The sequence below is a fragment of the Kosmotoga sp. DU53 genome (genome assembly GCF_001639905.1).
Lineage (GTDB): Bacteria > Thermotogota > Thermotogae > Petrotogales > Kosmotogaceae > Kosmotoga > Kosmotoga olearia.
The window spans coordinates 13,881-32,713 of record NZ_JGCK01000012.1 but is presented as its reverse complement, the minus strand read 5'-3'; the positions used below and the strand labels follow the sequence as shown (position 1 = coordinate 32,713).

18 protein-coding genes are annotated in these 18,833 nt (G+C 42.6%); 3 read left to right on the top strand and 15 right to left on the bottom strand.

Features of this window, described 5'->3' with window-relative positions; genetic code table 11:
- Positions 1-8: 8 nt before the first annotated feature.
- The 7 genes from DU53_RS01245 to speD form a co-directional block, all read right to left on the bottom strand.
- On the bottom strand, positions 9-1,340 hold the full coding sequence (locus DU53_RS01245) for a carbohydrate ABC transporter permease (RefSeq protein ID WP_012744788.1): 1,332 nt from the start codon (positions 1,338-1,340) through the stop codon (positions 9-11).
- Between the two features lie 48 nt (positions 1,341-1,388).
- Positions 1,389-2,219, bottom strand: a complete 831-nt coding sequence (folP, locus tag DU53_RS01240; protein WP_012744787.1) for a dihydropteroate synthase — start codon at positions 2,217-2,219, stop codon at positions 1,389-1,391.
- Entirely contained in the window at positions 2,216-3,811 is a 1,596-nt protein-coding gene (locus tag DU53_RS01235) for a CTP synthase (RefSeq protein WP_041288608.1), read from the bottom strand. Before DU53_RS01235 ends, folP begins: the two co-directional genes overlap by 4 nt.
- Positions 3,804-4,670, bottom strand: a complete 867-nt coding sequence (locus DU53_RS01230; RefSeq protein WP_012744785.1) for a deoxyribonuclease IV — start codon at positions 4,668-4,670, stop codon at positions 3,804-3,806. The genes DU53_RS01235 and DU53_RS01230 overlap by 8 nt, the downstream gene beginning before the upstream one ends.
- A 13-nt stretch (positions 4,671-4,683) precedes the next feature.
- A complete protein-coding gene (gene lepA / locus DU53_RS01225; RefSeq protein WP_063727064.1) occupies positions 4,684-6,498 on the bottom strand; it encodes a translation elongation factor 4 in 1,815 nt (604 codons plus the stop codon).
- Positions 6,499-6,982: 484 nt separating this feature from the next.
- Complete coding sequence (gene speE, locus DU53_RS01220) at positions 6,983-7,828, bottom strand: polyamine aminopropyltransferase (protein ID WP_063727094.1); 846 nt, start codon at positions 7,826-7,828, stop codon at positions 6,983-6,985.
- Between the two features lie 35 nt (positions 7,829-7,863).
- Complete coding sequence (speD, locus tag DU53_RS01215) at positions 7,864-8,259, bottom strand: adenosylmethionine decarboxylase (protein WP_012744782.1); 396 nt, start codon at positions 8,257-8,259, stop codon at positions 7,864-7,866.
- 202 nt (positions 8,260-8,461) lie between these two features.
- Here speD and DU53_RS01210 point away from each other — a divergent pair, with 202 nt between their 5' ends.
- Together DU53_RS01210 and DU53_RS01205 are read left to right on the top strand one after the other, a co-directional pair.
- Positions 8,462-9,481: a rod shape-determining protein gene (locus DU53_RS01210; protein WP_012744781.1), complete on the top strand. Its 1,020-nt coding sequence runs from the start codon at positions 8,462-8,464 to the stop codon at positions 9,479-9,481.
- Positions 9,478-10,179, top strand: coding sequence for a hypothetical protein (locus tag DU53_RS01205; protein WP_012744780.1), 702 nt, complete (start codon positions 9,478-9,480; stop codon positions 10,177-10,179). The genes DU53_RS01210 and DU53_RS01205 overlap by 4 nt, the downstream gene beginning before the upstream one ends.
- 52 nt (positions 10,180-10,231) lie before the next feature.
- Here the strand turns inward: DU53_RS01205 and DU53_RS12090 are convergent, their stop codons facing one another.
- Positions 10,232-10,534, bottom strand: coding sequence for a hypothetical protein (locus DU53_RS12090; RefSeq protein WP_153020788.1), 303 nt, complete (start codon positions 10,532-10,534; stop codon positions 10,232-10,234).
- Positions 10,535-10,551: 17 nt separating this feature from the next.
- Here DU53_RS12090 and DU53_RS01195 point away from each other — a divergent pair, with 17 nt between their 5' ends.
- Positions 10,552-12,204, top strand: coding sequence for a penicillin-binding transpeptidase domain-containing protein (locus DU53_RS01195; protein ID WP_082853733.1), 1,653 nt, complete (start codon positions 10,552-10,554; stop codon positions 12,202-12,204).
- Between the two features lie 37 nt (positions 12,205-12,241).
- On the opposite strand, the gene DU53_RS01190 is transcribed toward DU53_RS01195, so the two are convergent.
- Genes DU53_RS01190 through DU53_RS01160 form a run of 7 tightly spaced genes read right to left on the bottom strand, consistent with a single transcriptional unit; the run spans position 12,242 to position 18,681 of the window.
- Positions 12,242-13,081, bottom strand: coding sequence for a M55 family metallopeptidase (locus DU53_RS01190; RefSeq protein ID WP_012744777.1), 840 nt, complete (start codon positions 13,079-13,081; stop codon positions 12,242-12,244).
- Between the two features lie 21 nt (positions 13,082-13,102).
- Positions 13,103-13,687 carry a YigZ family protein gene (locus DU53_RS01185; RefSeq protein ID WP_235599647.1) on the bottom strand — a complete coding sequence of 195 codons (585 nt, stop codon included), beginning with the start codon at positions 13,685-13,687 and terminating at the stop codon, positions 13,103-13,105.
- Between the two features lie 44 nt (positions 13,688-13,731).
- Positions 13,732-14,580: a protease modulator HflC gene (hflC, locus tag DU53_RS01180; protein WP_012744775.1), complete on the bottom strand. Its 849-nt coding sequence runs from the start codon at positions 14,578-14,580 to the stop codon at positions 13,732-13,734.
- Positions 14,577-15,542 carry an FtsH protease activity modulator HflK gene (hflK, locus tag DU53_RS01175; protein WP_012744774.1) on the bottom strand — a complete coding sequence of 322 codons (966 nt, stop codon included), beginning with the start codon at positions 15,540-15,542 and terminating at the stop codon, positions 14,577-14,579. The genes hflC and hflK overlap by 4 nt, the downstream gene beginning before the upstream one ends.
- Before the next feature lie 17 nt (positions 15,543-15,559).
- Complete coding sequence (murB, locus tag DU53_RS01170; protein WP_012744773.1) at positions 15,560-16,459, bottom strand: UDP-N-acetylmuramate dehydrogenase; 900 nt, start codon at positions 16,457-16,459, stop codon at positions 15,560-15,562.
- Positions 16,446-17,084 carry a HEAT repeat domain-containing protein gene (locus DU53_RS01165; RefSeq protein ID WP_012744772.1) on the bottom strand — a complete coding sequence of 213 codons (639 nt, stop codon included), beginning with the start codon at positions 17,082-17,084 and terminating at the stop codon, positions 16,446-16,448. The genes murB and DU53_RS01165 overlap by 14 nt, the downstream gene beginning before the upstream one ends.
- Complete coding sequence (locus tag DU53_RS01160; protein ID WP_012744771.1) at positions 17,077-18,681, bottom strand: DNA repair protein RecN; 1,605 nt, start codon at positions 18,679-18,681, stop codon at positions 17,077-17,079. Before DU53_RS01160 ends, DU53_RS01165 begins: the two co-directional genes overlap by 8 nt.
- Positions 18,682-18,833 lie beyond the last annotated feature (152 nt).

Below are 18,833 nucleotides of genomic sequence, written 5' to 3'. Positions count from 1 at the left end.
CTTCCACCTCAACTCTCGTAGTGGACGCGAGAACGTCCGATTTTGAACTGTACCATCGTTAATATTAGTATGATTATGAACAACACATATGCAGCTGCGCTTGCGACCCCCATACGCTGTTCATTGTAGAATTTTTCGAACACGTAATAAACGAGAGTCAAACCGCTCTTATTGACGGGGCCTGGTAATCCCTGGTAAAGAATGAAGATCTGGGCAAACACTTTGAATGCACCGATCATAGTGATGATTAGTATGAAGAAGGTTGTTGGTGATAACAGCGGCCAGGTAATGTACTTGAATTTTTGTAAGCTGTTAGCTCCATCAACCTCTGCCGCTTCGTAGTATGATCTGTCTATATTTTGAAGACCTGCAAGGAATATAACGGCTGTGTATCCCACCCGTTGCCATACCGAAACTATGGCAATGGTCGGGATCGTCCATTTTTCCTCTTTCAACCAGGCTATTTTGTCTATGTTAAACCAGGAAAGTGCATAGTTTATCAAACCAAACTGGTCGTTGAACATCCACTGCCACACAAGGGAAACAGCAACAACAGAGGTTACGAATGGAATAAAATAGGCTGTTCTGAACAGAGACCTGAGTTTGATATTCCTGTTCAACAAAAGGGCTATTATGAGCGCCAGAGCTATCTGGGTTGGAACTGCAAGGATAACGTAATAAACGGTATTATAGATTGCTTTCAAAAAGTCTGAACTTTCTTTAGCCAATTTGAAATACTCTACAAGGTCATAACTCTTCGGTACAACAATCATTGAAAAGAAAAGGTAAGCAGCGACGACGAGGATGATCTTGGTCCAAGGTCGTGAATCCATTAGCTGAATATGAGCATCGCTTTTCTTGATTTTCTTTATAGAAATCAGTGCAATCACAAAGAAGGTCAGTCCTAACCAGATGTGCAGCATTGACAGATTAGCAACGATATTGCGTAGAATATAGTAGATTGCCCCAAGAGAGATGGTAACACCGTAGTACACTGAATAAATCTTAGCTGGCTTTGAATATTTGCTCAGCAAACCAGCGATAAAATAGCAGAATCTTACCAGGATCAACGCTGTGATTAGGTAGATCGCAGTGTTTAAAGCAGCATAAAAGATGTTCATGTCTATCGGGTAGGAAAGCCTGAAGAGTTCTTTATAGTTGTCGAATCCTATGAAGTACTTCTCTGTGGTGGTGTAGTCCCATTTAAAAAAGCTAAGAACCAGAGAAAACCCTATCGGCCAAAAGACGAATATTGATAGGATTACGAGCGATGGTAGCAGAAAAAGGTATGCGTGGAGCGTCTCTCGCCAGTATTTCTTTGAATACTTACTATAAGCCACTTCGCACCCTCCCAGGAATTTTTTTTTGCGCTAAGTTCATTATATCATCTAGTTTTTTAACGCACTTAAAACCTTGAACAGCCTGATATGCTCTCTCACATCGTGGACCCTGATAATCTCAACGTTTTTCAAATAACAGTATGCCGAAACAGCCAATGTGCCTTCAAGCCTTTCCTCTGGCGGAAGGTCGAGGATGTACCCTATAAAACTTTTCCTTGAGTGCCCTATCAGTACAGAATACCCGAGTTTCTTAAAAATGTCAAGTTTTCTTAAAATTTCCAGGTTATCTTCGAATCTTTTTCCGAAACCAATACCCGGATCAATCACTATGCTTTCTGAAGGAATACCCATTTCAACGGCTTTTTCCGCATTGGCTTTGAGTAATTCTTTAACCTCGCTTACAACATCTTCGTAATATGGTTCATTCTGCATTGTTTTTGGCGTTCCCTTCATGTGCATTAAAATCACGCCAGCATTGTTTTCATATACCAATCTCATCATTTTCTCGTTTCGTAAACCCGTAATATCGTTCACTATATCTGCACCGCTATCCAGTGCGGCTTTTGCGGTCTCTGGATGGTAAGTATCTATCGAGATGAAACAATCAGGTATTAATTTTCTTAGCTCTTTGATTACGGGAACAACACGTCTTATCTCTTCCTGTGGTTCTACCGGATCTGCTCCAGGTCTTGACGACTCGCCCCCGATATCCAGTATTTTTGCTCCTTCTTCATACATTTCAACGGCTTTTTTAACAGCGTCTTCTATGCCCTGATAGCGGCTTCCGGTGTAGAACGAGTCCGGGGTAACATTTATTATTCCCATTACAACTGTTTCTGAAAGGTCGAGATAACGACCTCTTGCCAGGAGCTTTTTCAAGTTGTATGCCCTCCTTTTGCTTCAACCGCTTCAACATAAGCTTTAAAGAGAGGGTGGGGATCTCCCACTCTTGATTTGAATTCAGGATGATACTGTATCCCAACAAAGAAAACGTGATTTGGTAGTTCTATTGCCTCTACAAAATCTAATTTTGAAGAGATAATAAGCCTGGTATTTTTAAATGCTTCTTTATCTTCTGGAAAGGTAAAGAGATTTTTGAACTCTTCATAATTGACCTCGTATCTGTGTCTGTGACGTTCCATAACGAGGTCTTTTCCGTAGATCTCTCTTAGCTTTGAACCTTTAAACAAAGGCGTTTTTTGAGCGCCCAATCTCATAGTGCCTCCCATTTGGAGCACCCTCTTCTGGTCTTCCATCAAATCTATTACGGGATATGGGGTTTCTGGATCGAATTCTCTGGAATTCGCACCTTCCAGACCCGCTACATTCCTTGCGAATTCGATGACCATCAATTGCATCCCCAGACAAATCCCGAGGATCGGGACATTGTTGAGCCTTGCGTACTTTATCGCTTTTATCTTACCTTCAATACCACGTTTCCCGAAACCGCCGGGGATGATTACTCCATCGTATGAAGAGAGAGTTACAGCGATTTCATCTTCACTCATTTCTTCAAGTATTTGGGAATCAACAGTCTCCGGTTTGCTGACGCCACAAAGTAATAGACTTTCCGTTATGCTCTTGTAGGCGTCATCAGTGCCAAGGTATTTACCGACAAGAGCTATGCGATATGGTTTGAAAGCCCGCGGATAATCCCAGTGGAAAACATCCTTTAGTTCTATTCCCAATTTTTGTGCTATCAGTTTCTGAATTCCCATTGAATACAGTACGTGGGGGATTTCGTAAACGTTCGAGGCGTCTGGAAGGTTAAAGACCATTTGCTTCGGAACTCCTCCAAAAAGGGCGATCTTATTCAACTCGTCGTTTCCCAGGGGGATTTCTGATCTAACAGCGATCATGTCCGGATGGATACCTATCTTTCTCAAAAGCTGTACCGACTGTTGTGTGGGTTTGGTTTTGAATTCGTTGGACGCTTTCAAGAAGGGTACATAAGTGACATGAATAAAGAGAAAATTCTCAGGTCCTTTTTCAAGGCTCATCTCTCTGACAGCTTCCAGGAATATTTCGCCCTCGATGTCCCCGACGGTTCCGCCTATTTCAATCAACACGAGATCACCGGAGATTCTGTCTATCCTCTCTTTAATCTCGGCTGTAACGTGGGGTACCATTTGGACGGTAGCACCGAGGTATTTTCCGGCGCGTTCCTTATCAACAACACTTTTGTATATCTGACCAGCCGTTACATTGTTAATTCTTTGCATATTGACACCGAGGAATCTTTCATAATGTCCGAGATCGAGATCAGCTTCGTATCCATCTTCCGTTACAAAAACCTCTCCGTGTTGATTTGGATTCATCGTACCGGCGTCAACATTCAGGTATGGATCAATCTTCAAAACATTTACGTCAACGCCGCCTTCCTTCAAAACCCTGGCAAGTGACGCTGAAAGAATTCCTTTCCCGATACCACTCAACACACCACCGGTCACAACAATATACTTTTTAGTCATCGCTATCACCGTTCTCTCCAAGGATCTCTTTTACTCGTTTTATGTCTTCAGCATGTTCTGGATCTTTTCCCGGGGTTTCCAGTATTAAAGGTCGTTTTAGTATCTCCGGGTTTGAAAGGAAATGGTAAAAACCTTCATTACCGATGTAACCTTCCCCGATGCGTTCATGTCGATCTTTTGCCGCGCCAAGAGGATATTTAGAATCGTTGAGGTGGATCATAACAAATCTATTAAGGCCGACCTCGGAATCTATTTCTTCAAGAAGCTTTTCAACGGCAGCTTTGCTTCGGATATCATATCCAGCATCGAAGCCGTGGCAGGTATCGTAGGTTATCATTACCCTTTCGGGATAGGAACATGTCTCAATGATCCTGCGCAGTTCATTGAAAGTGCTGCCGATGTTTCCGCCTTTTGGTGCCACGTTTTCTAAGAGAAGGATAACTTTGCTATCTTCATTGCGTGAGAGTACCACATCAATGCCTTTAGCGATTCTGGATATACCTTCGTCCAAACCCGTTCCAAGATGGCTTCCGGGATGAAAATTCAGATATTTTAATCCAAGGACTTCGACGATTTTTATTTCTAAATCAAGCAGTTCCACTGATTTTTCCCAGACTTCGGGTTTTGGTGAGGCCAGGTTTATTAAATATCCAGAGTGAACCAACGTATCTTCAGGTTTTATACCCGATTCCGCCAGCCTGTATTTAAAATTTCTCGCTGTAGTATCATCAGGAAGTTTTGCTCGCCACATTGATGGGCTGTGGGGAAATATTTGAAACGTATTTCCGCCGATGTTCAAACTGGCTTGAGGTACTTTGTCGAACCCCCTGGATGTTGACATGTGAGCACCGATTATCATTATTTCACCCCATTCACTTATCTTCTTCCCCTATCTTTAACAAAGCAAGGAATGCCGTCTGCGGTATTGTAACCCTTCCAATTTCCCTTAATCTTTTCTTTCCTTCTCTTTGCTTCTCAAGGAGTTTCATTTTTCTCGTTATGTCTCCACCGTAACACTTAGCCAAAACATCCTTTCTGAGAGCTTTTATATCGGTCCTGGCGATTATCCTTCCGCGGGACTTAGCCTGTATGGGAATCTGAAACTGATGTTGAGGAATCAGATCCTTGAGCTTTTCAACTACTTTCTTTGCCACGGCATATTCCTTGTCCTTATGAACGATGAATGATAAGGCATCAACCACTTCTTTATTAACAAGGATCGTTACCTTTACAAGATCGGAGGGTCTATATCCGATGATCTCGTAATCCATAGAAGCGAATCCTCTAGAAATAGCCTTTAGTTTATCGAAGAAATCAAACATTATCTCTGACAGTGGTGCGATGAATTTCAGCACTACTCTGTTCTTACCGGCATTTTCGACTTCCTTAAATTCACCGCGCTTCTCTGAAGTAACGAATCCAATTATGTTACCCATATATTCAGAAGGTGTGATTATGGAAAGCTCGACGTAAGGTTCCTCGACCTCTTCAAATTCACCATCGTTTGGGAATTTTGCGGGATTGGTGATTTCCACGATTTCACCGTTTTTCATCTTCACTCTATATACAACATTTGGAGCGGTTAAAATCACAGCTATTTCAAATTCCCTTTCAAGCCTTTCTCTAACAACATCCATATGAAGCAACCCCAGAAAGCCAACCCGGAAACCGAATCCAAGAGCTGGTGAATTCTCCGGTTCAAAAACCAGAGCGGGGTCGTTTAACTTTAATTTCTCAAGAGCCTTCCGCAGTTCTCCGTAGTATTCAGGGAGACCCGGGAACATTCCAGCATATACCATTGGCTTGACTTCTCTAAATCCCGGAAGAGGTTCAGAGATAGGATTATCTGCCGATGTTATCGTGTCACCTATTCGTGCGCTGGAAACCTCTTTTATCCCCGCAATTATGTAACCAACCTCTCCTGCACTTAAAGAATCGGCCGGTATAAGTTCGGGAGTAAATATTCCAACCTCGGTGACTTCAAAGGTTTCACCGCTGCTGAACATCATTATCTTATCTCCGGGGCGCACCGTGCCCTCGAAAATCCTTGCATGAACTATAACCCCTCTGTATTTATCGTACTCGGCATCAAATATGAGAGCTTTCAGGGGAGCACCAGAATCTCCAGAAGGTGCCGGAATTTTATCGACAATGGCTTTAAGAATCTCATTAACACCTTCGCCTGTTTTCCCGCTTGCCTTTATACAATCTTCCTCCGTAAAACCAATGAGATCTTCCAGTTCGCTTATGGTTTCCTGAATATTGGCATTTGGAAGATCGATTTTATTTATGACAGGAATGATTTCCAGGTCGTTTTCTAATGCAAGGTAAGTATTTGCGAAAGTTTGCGCTTCAACTCCCTGACTCGCATCGACGAGCAATATAGCACCCTCGCAGGCAGCAAGACTTCGTGAGACTTCGTAAGAGAAGTCCACATGGCCGGGAGTATCGATTATATTTATCTCATATGTTTTTCCATCATCAGCGGTGTACATTACTTTTACCGGTGTGGCTTTTATCGTAATTCCTCTTTCTCTTTCAATATCCATAGTATCAAGATACTGTTCATGCATCTTTCTCTGTTCAATGGCACTGGTGATTTCGAGTATCCTGTCAACAAGAGTGGTTTTCCCGTGGTCAATGTGCGCAATTATCGATATATTCCGTATCAATTCCTTATTGTACATACAAATTCCCCCTGATATGTTCTGATAGAAATTTTATCACGGGAACGTTTTAAGCGCATGAAAAAAAACAAGGGAGAGTACTCCCCTGTCTTTTCTGGTAAATGCTATTTAACTAATTTTAAGAAATTCTTGCCCGAGATCCCGAGAAGTTGAGTACTGTAGATAGATCCTGAATTTAAATCGGTATCTCATTTTTGGGTTTTATCCGCCGCAAGCGCATATCAACTGCGAAGCAGTTCGAGACAACCACGTAGTGGTTCGAAACAACTCCGAAGGAGTTCGCTCTAGCTGCCCTGCAGCGCACAGCCCCTGCAAGCGTCCTGGACGTAGTCCAGCACTTCCGCCGCAGGCGCATATCAACTGCGAAGCAGTTCGAGACAACCACGAAGTGGTTCGGAACAACTCCGCAGGAGTTCGAGTCAATCCCGAAGGGATTCGTATCCTCAGCGTAATCGAGCTTACCATTTCTCGGATTCTCGTGTTTTTATTCGTTGATCAACTCTTTTATAAAATTCGGCAAGACAAAGCAAGCCTTGTGAATGTCTTCGTTGTAATATTTTAATTGATGATCAAAATTCTGCACTCTCGACGGATCAAAGTCGTCAATTGGATGGTACTTTTTGGAAGCGAAAACATATGTCCACAGTCCTGATGGATAGGTTGTCATAAAGCCTGTATATAATTTAGAAATCGGGAAAGCAGATGAAATTCTGTTGTACGCTATGGCCACCCATCCTTTATCGTAGAAAGGATCTTCCGTTTCGGCAGAGAAAACACCGTCTTCCTTTAACGCTTCAAAACAATTTTTGTAGAACTCTTTTGTGAAAAGATGGCCACCCTCACCAGCCGTCGGATCGGTGGAATCAACGATTATGGCATCAAAATAATCCTTGTACTTCTTGATGAATTCGGCACCATTTTCGTTTACGATTTTGGCTTTTGGGTTGTCCATTTCTACAGCCGTTGGCAAGTATTTCTTTGCAGCTTCTATAACATAAGGATCGATTTCACAAAGTATTGCCTCTTCAACAGATGGATGCTTCAAAGCCTCACGCAGACTACCTCCATCCCCTCCACCTATTATGAGGACTCTCCTGGGTTCAGGGTGTACGAACAACGGAACATGAACCAGCATTTCGTGGTACATGAATTCATCCACTTCCGTCATCATCGTTATACCGTCAAGAGCAAATACCTTTCCAAAGTCGGGATGTTCGAATATATCTATCCTTTGATAAGGACTTTGGTAAGAATGTAACATCTTTTTTATCTTCATAAAAATGCCTGCGTTTCTACCAGTATAATATTCCATGTACATAAGATGATCCATCGTTCTAAGATCTTTTCTCACACCAATCCCCTCCGTTATACCTTGTGTGGTGCAGTTTCAGGAATCCCAATTTCGGAGTAAATTCCTCTAAGGTGTTCAACCACGCTGGTTTTTTTTGCATCAAATTTTATCCTCAAAAATTCAAAAGCTTTCCATGGGTTAACCTCATCGCCGCAGGTGAAGAGGTCTATAGCTGCGTACCCGTATTCCGGCCAGGTATGTATTGCAAGATGAGATTCCGCTATTACAACAACTCCACTTATTCCATGTGGCAAAAATCTGTGAAACGACGAATCAACGATCGTAGCCCCAGCTTCCTCAGCGGCCTGCCTCATGGAATTGACTACGAAGTCGAGATTGTCCAGTGCTTCAGACGAGCATTCAAAGAACTCAGCCACCAAGTGACGCCCGAGAGCCTTAACTTTTTTCACCTTTTCTTCCCTCCATATATCAAAAATTATGCCCCCCTCTCGGGTAAGGCATTTGTGCTAACTCTTTATGTGATGCGATTGCATTATATTCTTTTAGAGAATGAAAAGTCAAACATTTAGTTGTAAAAACCTGGTTAACGACTGAGATTTATTGATGGTAAAATTTATTGAGATAAACCAATAACTATCAGGAGGCAGACGTATGTTATTCAGACAGGATATGGGAATTGACCTAGGAACGGCGAACACACTGGTATTTGTAAAAGGAAGCGGCGTTGTCGTAAATGAACCTTCAGTTGTCGCTATTGATTCAGAATCTCAAAAAATCCTTCAGGTTGGTCTAGAAGCCAAGAAAATGGTTGGTAAAACTCCTGCCAGTATAATCGCTATAAGGCCTTTAAGAGATGGTGTGATAGCGGACTACGATATTGCTCTGGCAATGCTTAAATACTTTATTTCGCGCGCTTCAAATCGTTTTACTCTATTAAAACCCCGGGTTGTAATAGGAGTTCCCTCCGGAGCAACCGAAGTAGAAAGAAGGGCATTGACCGATGCTGGGTTGGAGGCCGGAGCAAAAAAAGCCTTCCTTATAGAAGAACCCATGGCAAGTGCAATAGGCGTAGGACTAAATGTTGAGGAACCGACCGGAAATATGATTGTTGATATCGGTGGCGGAACCACAGAGATTGCCGTCATATCTCTGGGAAGTATAGTGTTAAGTCAATCCATAAGAACCGCGGGCGATGAGCTTGATGAGTCTATTGTACAGTATGTTAAGGATAAGTACAGGCTTTCCATAGGTGAAAAAACTGCGGAAAGAGTGAAAATTGAAATAGGGAACGTTGTTGATCACGAGGATTTCGACGAAGCGGAAACTGAGGTCATTGGTTTGGATCTGAATACGGGCTTACCCAAAAAACTGATCCTGAAGGGCTACGAAGTTCGCGAAGCTATAACAGAACCTGTAAATAGAATCGTTGAAGCGGTTAAATTCACCATAGAGAACACACCACCTGAGTTAGTCTCTGATATTGTCTTGAATGGTATCAATGTTGCCGGTGGCGGCGCGTTATTGAAAGGTATAAGAGAGCTTCTGGAAAGAGAAACAAGGATTAAGGTAAACCTTGCAGATGACCCGTTAACCTGTGTTGCACGGGGCGCAGGAATGGTTCTTGAAAGGGTTTCGATTTTAGAAAGGATTTCTAAGGAGAATCAATATTGAAACTTTTGGAGATTTCCATAACCATCCTTTTGATTTATCTAGTGTTTGTCTCTACGTGCTTTTATTTGGGGCTGTTAGATGGCTTCAAGGTCTTTCTTGGAAAAGCGATCTGGCCCCTGACTTATATGAGGATGAGATCCTCAGAAATTTTTTCTATATTACTAAAAGAACAAGGAAGAGTTGTTTTACTTTCGGAATTAAATGAATTGCTAAAAAAAGAATTATCGATAACCGGGATTGAGCCTCCTTTGAGGGTGGCCTTTTACAATCACTACAGAGGAAATCATCTATTACTGGATGCTGTTTCCACTCCGTTATTAGGGTCCCCTGTTGTTGCCTTTGAAAGCAAGCATATTGTGGGGGTCGTCGTTGGTTGGGGTAGTGGCTATATAGAGGTTGAACCTCTGAAGTTTTTAGAGTTTAGAATTCCCGCGGTTGCCAGACATCGTTCTGTGGATATTGAAGGATTCGTTTACAGTGAACATGGTAGAGTGTTCTTTAAAACCTTTGATCCTGTTGAGTTAGAGTATGGAGATGAGGTAACCCTTTCACCGTCAATTGAGGGGTTTGGGTATCTGCATCACGCCGGATTGACGGTTATTGGTCAGATTACTACTCCCTTTAGGGAATGTGGAAACTATCTGCTGAAAACCCTGGAGATATCCGGTGAATTATTCATATATCTTGGAGGAGAGTAAATGTGAGCTGGAAATATTTGATTCCTGTATTTCTTACATACATAGATCTGGGTTACGCAGATCTCTTTCCACTGTTCCCGCTTTCAATTGTTTTGTTATTTATAACCTTAAGAGGCGGATGGTTGAGCTTTGTTTTGAGCCTTTTTATAATCTGGCTAATAAGCGTTTCATACTCCAGCCTGAGTTTTGCCGTTCTGGCAGGAATCATCACATCTTTCGGGTATCTTGTGTTCAAAACGAAGTTAAAAACTCCTTTTTCAGCAATTTTAACAACATTTCTGCTGTCGCTATCGACATTGGTATTCAATACCTTCTTTCCTGGAATTTTTGTAGCTCCGCTGCTGATTCTATTCATTTTGAGGAGGAAAATCCTTGAATTCGAAAAGAATTGATTTACTATTTCTCTTCTTTCTCCTCGGGGCAGGACTTTTTATATTCAGGCTTTTTCAGTTTCAAATCCTGGAGCACAAAAAATTCCAGGCAGAAGTGGAAAAAATAATAACACGCGTTTCTTCAATTGAAGCTCCAAGAGGAAGAATATTCGACAGGAACGGGATTCCTTTAGCATGGAATGAACCGATTTATATTCTAAAGAAAAAGGTGCCTTTCCTTTCTGAGAAAATCAGGAGCATTCTTTATACGGCACTCAATAGAGCTGATGATGCCACTTCAACCATCAGAAAACTGGAGGCCTTTGGGGAGGTAGAAGCTCATTTAAGGGCTGATTATATACATCTTCTGGAAGATTCGGACGAAATTGATGTCGAAGAACACTTCGTGCGGCGTTATAGCGAAAATCCAGGAATAGCACATGTCGTAGGCTACATTACATCTGAAGAACAACCGGTTCGGGGGATTGAAAAATTTTACAACGACCTGTTAACCGGGAAAAATGGCCTGAAGCTCTTGAAAGTGGATAACCACGGAAAGGTTGTTTCTGTACTGGAAAAAACAGAACCAATTCCCGGGGAAGATCTCGTTCTCACCATAGATGCGAGTCTCAGCAGTTACGCTTATTCTTTACTGAAATCGTACAACCGTCCCGGCGCAGTTATTGTTATGAAAACCGACGGCCAGATTCTGGCAATGGCTTCCAATCCCTCGTATTCTCCAGAACAATTCTCGTTAGGCCTTTCCGATAGGGAATGGACAAGACTCAAATACGATCCTGAAGGCCCTCTGCTTAACAGAGCTGTTTCCCCGTATCCGCCTGGTTCAATCATAAAACCTTTTATTTCTATGGTGGCTCTTTCAGAAAAAGTTTCGCCAGACGCAACCATCTTTTGTTCGGGGATTTTTCAGTACAAAGATTCAGAGGGACATACCCTGGCTGTGTTTTCTGATTGGTATCTTTACGGTCATAAAGAAGTTGATTTGAGAAGAGCCCTTGCGGTCTCCTGCAACGTGTATTTTTATGAGTTAGGGCTTAAACTTGGTATAGACACGCTAACCCATTATGCTGAACTGACGGGCATTTTTGGCAAAACAGGTATAGATCTTGAGGAAAGAGAGGGACTCATGCCATCAAGGGAATGGAAATTTAAAACCTACGGTGAGCCGTGGTATCCCGGTGATACGATCCTAACCTACATCGGTCAGGGGTATGCGCTTATGACACCTCTTGAGGTAACAAGAATGACGGCGATAATAGCTACAAAAGGGTGTGAGGTTGTCCCATATATATATCGAAGGAGTGCAACGAACGAAAAAGACTTTCATCTTTCCGAAGATGCGTGGGAGACAATCATAGCTGGAATGAAAGATGTCATATCACGTGCCGGAACAGGTCCTGCTGATAGAGGAACGGCCTACCATGCTTTCAAAGGGTTTCCTTACGATGTTGCTGGAAAAACCGGAACGGCAGAAAATACTGGTAATGTTCCGCATTCCTGGTTTACAGGCTTTTCTCCGGTTGATGATCCAGAAATCATAGTAACGGTGTTTGTCGAAAACGGCGGCTATGGTTCAACAACAGCCGCCGCGATAGCAAGAAAGATCTTTGAAGCATACTACGGGATTCGTTGATTGATTAACCTCGATTCCTTTCATATCTTCAAGAGACTTATTCGTAATTGGCAAATCGGCCACCAAGCATTGCTATTGCCAGTATCATCCTGAATATTTCTAGATATTCTGTGGATGTGTATCTAACTGTTCTGCCAGAGGTTCTGGTTAACCCCGGTATAATTGCGACCGCATCTGCGACAACAGTTGTAACAAGATCAACCTCGAGGGTTATCTCACCATTGAGTTTCTTGACTTCCAGGCTATCGAGCTGCTCCAATAACTTTTCGAAAGCCTTTTCGTATGCTTTTTTTACCTTGACTGGATGATAGACTTTGGCGGAGAATCTTCCGATTCCTTCTTTCGTTCTTACAAAGGGAAAATCGTTTCCAAAGAATTCTTTGACCTGCTTTTCGAGAACATCATCGCCTGTAATCAGTCCTACCGGTACACCGAAGACTCCTGCGTAATAAGCATTTATCTCTGTTTCACCAACTTCTTTTCCGTTCAGTCTTATGTTGTAGATGCAGGATCCGGCATAGGTGTGATCCATACCAGCCCGGAACGAACCTACTTTGCCATGATAGCCGAGGAGCATAACAAGGTCGAAGCTGTTATCAAGCCCTTGCATCATATAAAAAGGTCTCGGGTAACCCCTGATCCAGCTAACTCTGTGGTCAGAAATACCACCAAAGGGCAGATTTTCTCCCCTGGAATGGGAATCGCAAATCACTATCTCTTCGACCTGTTCGTTTAATTTTGATTCTTTGATGAGTTCAATTACCCAGTTGAGTTCCGTGTTCTGCATGGTGGTATATATTTTGTTGTTTGACTTCATCTCGTTCCAGGAGACTACCCCCGCAATGCCTTCCATATCTGTCGAAATGAATATCTTCATCGCCATCCCCCCTGATAGCCTTTACACCTTTTCAACAAAGACGATGTTACCATTCATCTCTACTTCTATTTGCCTTTCCTTGAAGAAGGAGATGAGAACATCAAGGTTTTCCACTCTACAGGAGATTTTGGCTTTTACTGAAGCGCCGAAATCGATGTCTTGAATATTGAAGTCTTTTCCCTCAACAAATTTTCCAACGAACATGTTCCATATGCTGTAATTAACCTGGACACTAAATACCTTTCCGGGACAGTATCTTCCTTTTTCCCCTTGTTCCAGAGTGGATCGTGCGGTTGACCGATAGGCGTCTATTAACCCCCGTACACCAAGCTTTGTTCCGCCAAAGTATCTTGTAATAACGATGGCCACGTTTGTCATGTTTAGCTCTTCAATGGCCGAAAAAATAGGCCGACCGGCGCTCCCATGGGGTTCGCCGGCATCGGAAAAATTGAACTTTTCAACGCCATTACCAATTACCTTGTAAGCCCAGCAATTATGGCTAGCATCCCTGTACTTAGCAGCTACGTCTCTGATGAATCTTTTGGCTTCTTCCTCCGTTTCACAATGTGCTGCGTTACCTATGAAAACGGAACGCTTTATATTCACTTCAAAAGAGACGGTCCCAGTTAGTGAAAGATAACAGCTCAATCCTATTCACCTTTCATCAGTTTTTCAATGAAGCTCATATCTGGGCTGAGTATGAATTTTGAATCTGGCAGCGTCTCTTCATAGACAACCAGCCTTTTCCAGAACTCGTAAAATTCCGGGTCGTCCGAAAAGGCTTCCGCATAGATTCTCAGAGCTGATGCTTCCGCGGTTCCCTTTATTATTTCAGCTTTCTTCTGTGCTTCTGCAAGGGCTATTACCTTCAATTTATCAGCTTCGGCGCGAATCATATTGGCTTCCTTTTCACCTTCAGCACGGATCAGGGCGGCTTCCTGGTAGCGTTCAGATTTCATTCTGTTGAAAACAGCGTTTTTATTTTCATCAGGAAGGACAGCACGTTTAACCCTGACGGATACAATGAGGATACCGTAGTCCTTCATTTCTTCAGCAGCGGCCAGGGTGACTTTCTCGAGAACCGCGCCGCGACCGGAGATCACTTCATCAAACTGCAATTTTCCAAAGGTGTTTCTCACGATGGAGTAAACAACATCGTCGATCCTTGTCAGAGCAAGATCGACCGATTTCATCGTTTTCACGAATTTTTCAGGATCAACGATCTTCCACACAGCGATGGTGTCCACCAGAAGCGTTTTCTTATCCTTTGTGAAAATTCTTTCTGCGGGAACATCGTATATCTGTAAACGTTTATCGAATCTTACAACCTTGTCAACAAAGGGTTGTTTGGTATGGAGCCCCGGTTCGGTACTAACCTCTTTTATCTCTCCAAAGCGGAGAACGACCGCCTGTTTGGTTTGATCTACAATGTAGAAGAATTCAGGTACAAGTATCAGAGCAATAATCGCCAGAATCACAATTGTTATTATGGCTTTCATCGGCTACCACCTTCTTCCATTTTGGAGAGGTCCAGGAACTTCAATACTCCATCTTTACTAAGGAGAACGAATTTTTCAGAATCTTTAAGGATTCTGTTCAGCATTTCGAGATAAAGCCTTGTACGGGTTATTTTCGGCGCCTTTTTGTATTCTCCAAAAACCTTTGTGAATCTCTCTGCTTCACCCTTTGCTTTGAGGATCAATTCTTCAGCATAGGCTTCCGCCTCTCTTACTATCTGGACGGCTTCACCTTCAGCACGTGGAATTAAATCGTTCTTGTATCTTTCTGCTTCATTTCTCAGCTTTTCTTTATCTTGCTTCGCGTTGTTGACGTCGTCGAATGCGGCAACAACCTGTTCAGGTGGACTGACCTCCTGGAGATAAACGTTCTTTACCTCGATGCCAACATTGAGCTGGTCTAAAACATCCTGGACTCGCTCAGCCGTTTTTGCTGCGATTACATCCCTCTCGAATGTGAGGACTTCATCTATACTCGCGGCGGCAACCTCTTCCCTGAGGATGGCTTCAGAGACGAAACGGACCACCTGCTCGTCATTAATCAGGTTAAAAGCAAACTGCTCAGGATCTTTCACATAGTACTGAACAACTGCTTCCACAGAGACGATATTTCCATCGCCTGTCAACATCAACGATTCATTCTTTACTGAGGTGTATCTTCCTGGCGAAACTGTTCTGAATCCTATCTCCTGTTTTCTGAGTGCGGAAACATTGACCTTAACAACGCTTTCGATAGGGTATGGGAGATGATAGTGTAAGCCAGGACCAACGGTTTTTATGTGGGCACCGAATCGTTTGACTAACCCAACCTCTGCCGGTCCAACGAAGAAAAAACCTGACAGGAAATAAACAACGACAATTGCGATTATTACAAACACAATAACAAAACCACTCATGAACTTAAAAGAGGGTCTTCTTTCAGGTAATTCACCTATTTCTGTCATAGGATCACTCCTTTCCTTTACCAGATGTCGATCTCGGTTTGTAGGATAACTCCCGTTTTTTCATAAACCCGCGCTTTTATTTTTTCAATTAGTTCTACCAAATCTCTCTGTGTACCTCCTCCTACGTTTACAATAAATCCCGCATGTTTCCTGGACACTTCAACGCCACCAACTCTTAGTCCTTTTAATCCGAGTTTGTCAATGGTAGAGCCAACATAAAAATCCGGTTTGGGACGCAAGAACACACTACCAGCACTTGGAAGGTGTATCGGTTGTTTTTCCAGTCTCTTCGATAATATCTCTTGCATCTTCTCACGAATCTTTTCTGGCTTACCTTCGTGTAATGAAAGAGTCGCGCTGAGAATAGTTAGACCGTTCTTTTTAAACAAACTCTGTCTGTAACCATAACCTATTTCCTCTACGGATAGTTTTTTTGGCTTCAAATTATCGTCTAAAACGCTCACTGACTCAACGACCTGAGACATCTCTCCGCCGAAAGCGCCTGCGTTCATGTAAAGAGCACCACCAAGAGTTCCTGGTATTCCGGAAGCGAACTCCAGGCCGGAGAGCCCCCCCTCAGCGGCTATATCCAGAACCCTTCTAAGAGGCACACCACATTCAGCTGTTATCTTGTTTCCAGAGATTCTAACGTTCGCTAAATATCGAGTATGGACGGCAATGCCATTGAAGCTTTTTGGAGGAACAACGTTAGACCCTCCGCCGAGGATTTTGAAAGGGACCGAATGAGCTTTTAAAACCTCCAGGCATTTCGAGAAAGCCTGAATGGTCATCGGAAAAACGACCGCATCGACTCTTCCACCAATTCTTATTGTGGTATAGTTTGCGAGAGATTCGTCGAGCTTTATTTCGCAACCTGAAAGGTACAATTTCCGGAAAAGCTTATTATTTAGACTCACAATTTTCGCCCCAGAAGTAGATTTTGTCGATGATTTCTTTCCCACTCTTCAAATTCTTAACTACTTCTATGAATTCCGGCCGATTCACAAGCAACATCTGAAGCGCCTCGAGCAAAAAAGCTTTCGTTGCCTTATCAATTTTATCATCATTGTAAAGCTCAACAAGAGCTTTTAGAGCCTTCATGGATCCAGTATGGCTGAGCGCCATAATTATCTGGTCACGAAAATCAGTGCTTACAGCTTCCTTCAGGAGCATTGACAACAGATCAACGACTTTATCACCTTCACCCAGTTTTGCCAGAGCCTCGTATAAAATTACCTGTGCTTCTTCACTGTCATAGAGTTTTAACATGGAGTATATCAGTGGAACTATCCGTGTTTCACCAATATCACTGAGTCTGTCAACGATATAAAGGGCTGTGATGTCGTTTTGCCTGCCTTCACTGACAATTTCTTTTAGTTTCTTAAAAAGTGCATCAATACCGGAAGATCCCATATCGCACAGTGCATCAAGACATATATTGGCTACCTCGTCGTCCTCTTTTTCAAGCAGATCTAAAAGCAAAGGAATTGCTTCTTCTCCTTTTTCATCGACAATCTTCCTTATAACTTCATCCCTATTCATATAATCTTTCCTCCCCTATTATTCCAGTCATAGCTTTCAGTTCAAGTTGTCTTTCCTGGTCGCTGAGAGTTTTTACAAAGGAATACGTATTATTCCCGATTATCTCTTTGTTCACAGTAAAATGTCTGTCCGCAATAGCCGCGATCTGCGGGATATGCGTTATCACAATAGATTGGACACTATCCGAGATCTCCTTTACTTTTTCAGCGACAATCTTTCCAAGCCTCTGTCCAACACCGGTATCGATTTCATCAAAAACAACAGTGCTTAAGGTAAGTTCATCCTTCAAAACAGATTCTATAGCCAGCAGAATACGGGAAAGTTCACCACCGGAAGCTACTTTCGAAATCTCTAACAGTCCTCCCCCGGGATTTGTCCTGATCAGCAAAGAGACCTTTGAAATGCCGGAGCTCGTGGGGTGTTCGTTTGGTATGAATTGAAAATCAACAATTGCCCCTTTCATTTTCAGATCATCAAGATGCTTCTGTATCTTCTCCTTTATAATCCTGGCAACCTCAAGACGTTCTTTATCTATCTCCTTTCCCAGTCTGATAAGCTCCTGGTAGAGTTCCTTTTCCCTCTCCACCAACCTTTCTTTTTTAGCTTCTAGATTTGTGAGTTCTTTAAGTCTGTTTGCTATTTTTTCTCCTGTTTCGATTATCTCTTCAACGGTTTGACCGTACTTTCGCTTCAAATTCTGTATCAACGAAAATCTTGCCTCGACTTGCGAGAATTCTTCATCATCGAACTCAAAATTCGGAAGCTCAGCTACCAGCATATCGTAGAGATAATCGATCTCCTCAATGGCGACGCGAGCATGTTCGGAAAAATCTTTGTAACCATATTTTTCAAGTGCTTCCAGGTCGTGCAGGATGTTAGATAATATTGCATAAGCCGAATTGTCCATATCTTTCAATGTCTCCATTAGAAGGGTAAAGGTTTTCTTGAGTTCCTGAGCGTCGGTGTATTTTTTGTACTTCCGTTCAATTTCAATGTCCTCACCGGGTTGGAGCTTTGCATCCACAATCTCTTTCAACTGAAATTCCAGAAAATCCTTCTCTCTTGCTATGCTTCCAGGGTCTACTTCGAAGGTGCCTAATTCTTTTTTGACTTTTACAAACTCGTTATATTTTTCTGCGTATTCCTTTAGCAAGGAACGATCCCTTATCATGTTGTCGAGAATCAGGTGATGTTTTGAGCTATCGAGAAGTTTCACACTACTGTGTTGAGAGTGAATCTCAATCTGGTCTGAAAGAAGCTCAGCAATGACCTGGCGCGGCGTGATTTTTCCGTTCAGACGGTATATAGTTCTTTGAGGCCCGAAACTAACCTTTATCAATATCTCGTCAGAGGGTTCGATTCCCATTTCCACGGCCCTTTTGCGGAGGGCTTCGTTCATGAGAAATATGGCTTCGACATAGCTGTCTTCCTTTCGTTCGGTGAGTTGTGGAGAAAAGCCGGTTACTGCTTTCAAGGCTTTCAGAAGAAGCGTTTTTCCCGCACCAGATTCTCCTGTTATGACGTTCAGCTTTTCAGAAAACTCCATGTAAAATTCTTTGAAGGTGAAAAAATTCTTTCCTGATAGAGTAAAAAGCATTTCTAACCTCCATCTCTTGGTTTCAACAACATTATACTATTTGCATATGACCCTTCGGTGGGTAATAATAACATTAATCTTAATCTTTCCATCCTTGACAGTTTTTCAGATGCTCCGTATAATCTTCAAGGATACATTAAAAGGAGGTTGAG

What these genes read in the sequence shown, in the direction of transcription:
- DU53_RS01235 (WP_041288608.1), bottom strand. Translation starts at nt 3,811, where the DNA reads ATGACTAAAAAGTATATTGTTGTGACCGGTGGTGTGTTGAGTGGTATC.
- DU53_RS01230 (WP_012744785.1), bottom strand. Translation starts at nt 4,670, where the DNA reads ATGATAATCGGTGCTCACATGTCAACATCCAGGGGGTTCGACAAAGTA.
- lepA (WP_063727064.1), bottom strand. Translation starts at nt 6,498, where the DNA reads ATGTACAATAAGGAATTGATACGGAATATATCGATAATTGCGCACATT.
- speE (WP_063727094.1), bottom strand. Translation starts at nt 7,828, where the DNA reads ATGGATCATCTTATGTACATGGAATATTATACTGGTAGAAACGCAGGC.
- DU53_RS01210 (WP_012744781.1), top strand. Translation starts at nt 8,462, where the DNA reads ATGTTATTCAGACAGGATATGGGAATTGACCTAGGAACGGCGAACACA.
- DU53_RS12090 (WP_153020788.1), bottom strand. Translation starts at nt 10,534, where the DNA reads ATGAATAGAATCAGCAGCGGAGCTACAAAAATTCCAGGAAAGAAGGTA.
- DU53_RS01190 (WP_012744777.1), bottom strand. Translation starts at nt 13,081, where the DNA reads ATGAAGATATTCATTTCGACAGATATGGAAGGCATTGCGGGGGTAGTC.
- hflC (WP_012744775.1), bottom strand. Translation starts at nt 14,580, where the DNA reads ATGAAAGCCATAATAACAATTGTGATTCTGGCGATTATTGCTCTGATA.
- hflK (WP_012744774.1), bottom strand. Translation starts at nt 15,542, where the DNA reads ATGACAGAAATAGGTGAATTACCTGAAAGAAGACCCTCTTTTAAGTTC.
- DU53_RS01165 (WP_012744772.1), bottom strand. Translation starts at nt 17,084, where the DNA reads ATGAATAGGGATGAAGTTATAAGGAAGATTGTCGATGAAAAAGGAGAA.
- DU53_RS01160 (WP_012744771.1), bottom strand. Translation starts at nt 18,681, where the DNA reads ATGCTTTTTACTCTATCAGGAAAGAATTTTTTCACCTTCAAAGAATTT.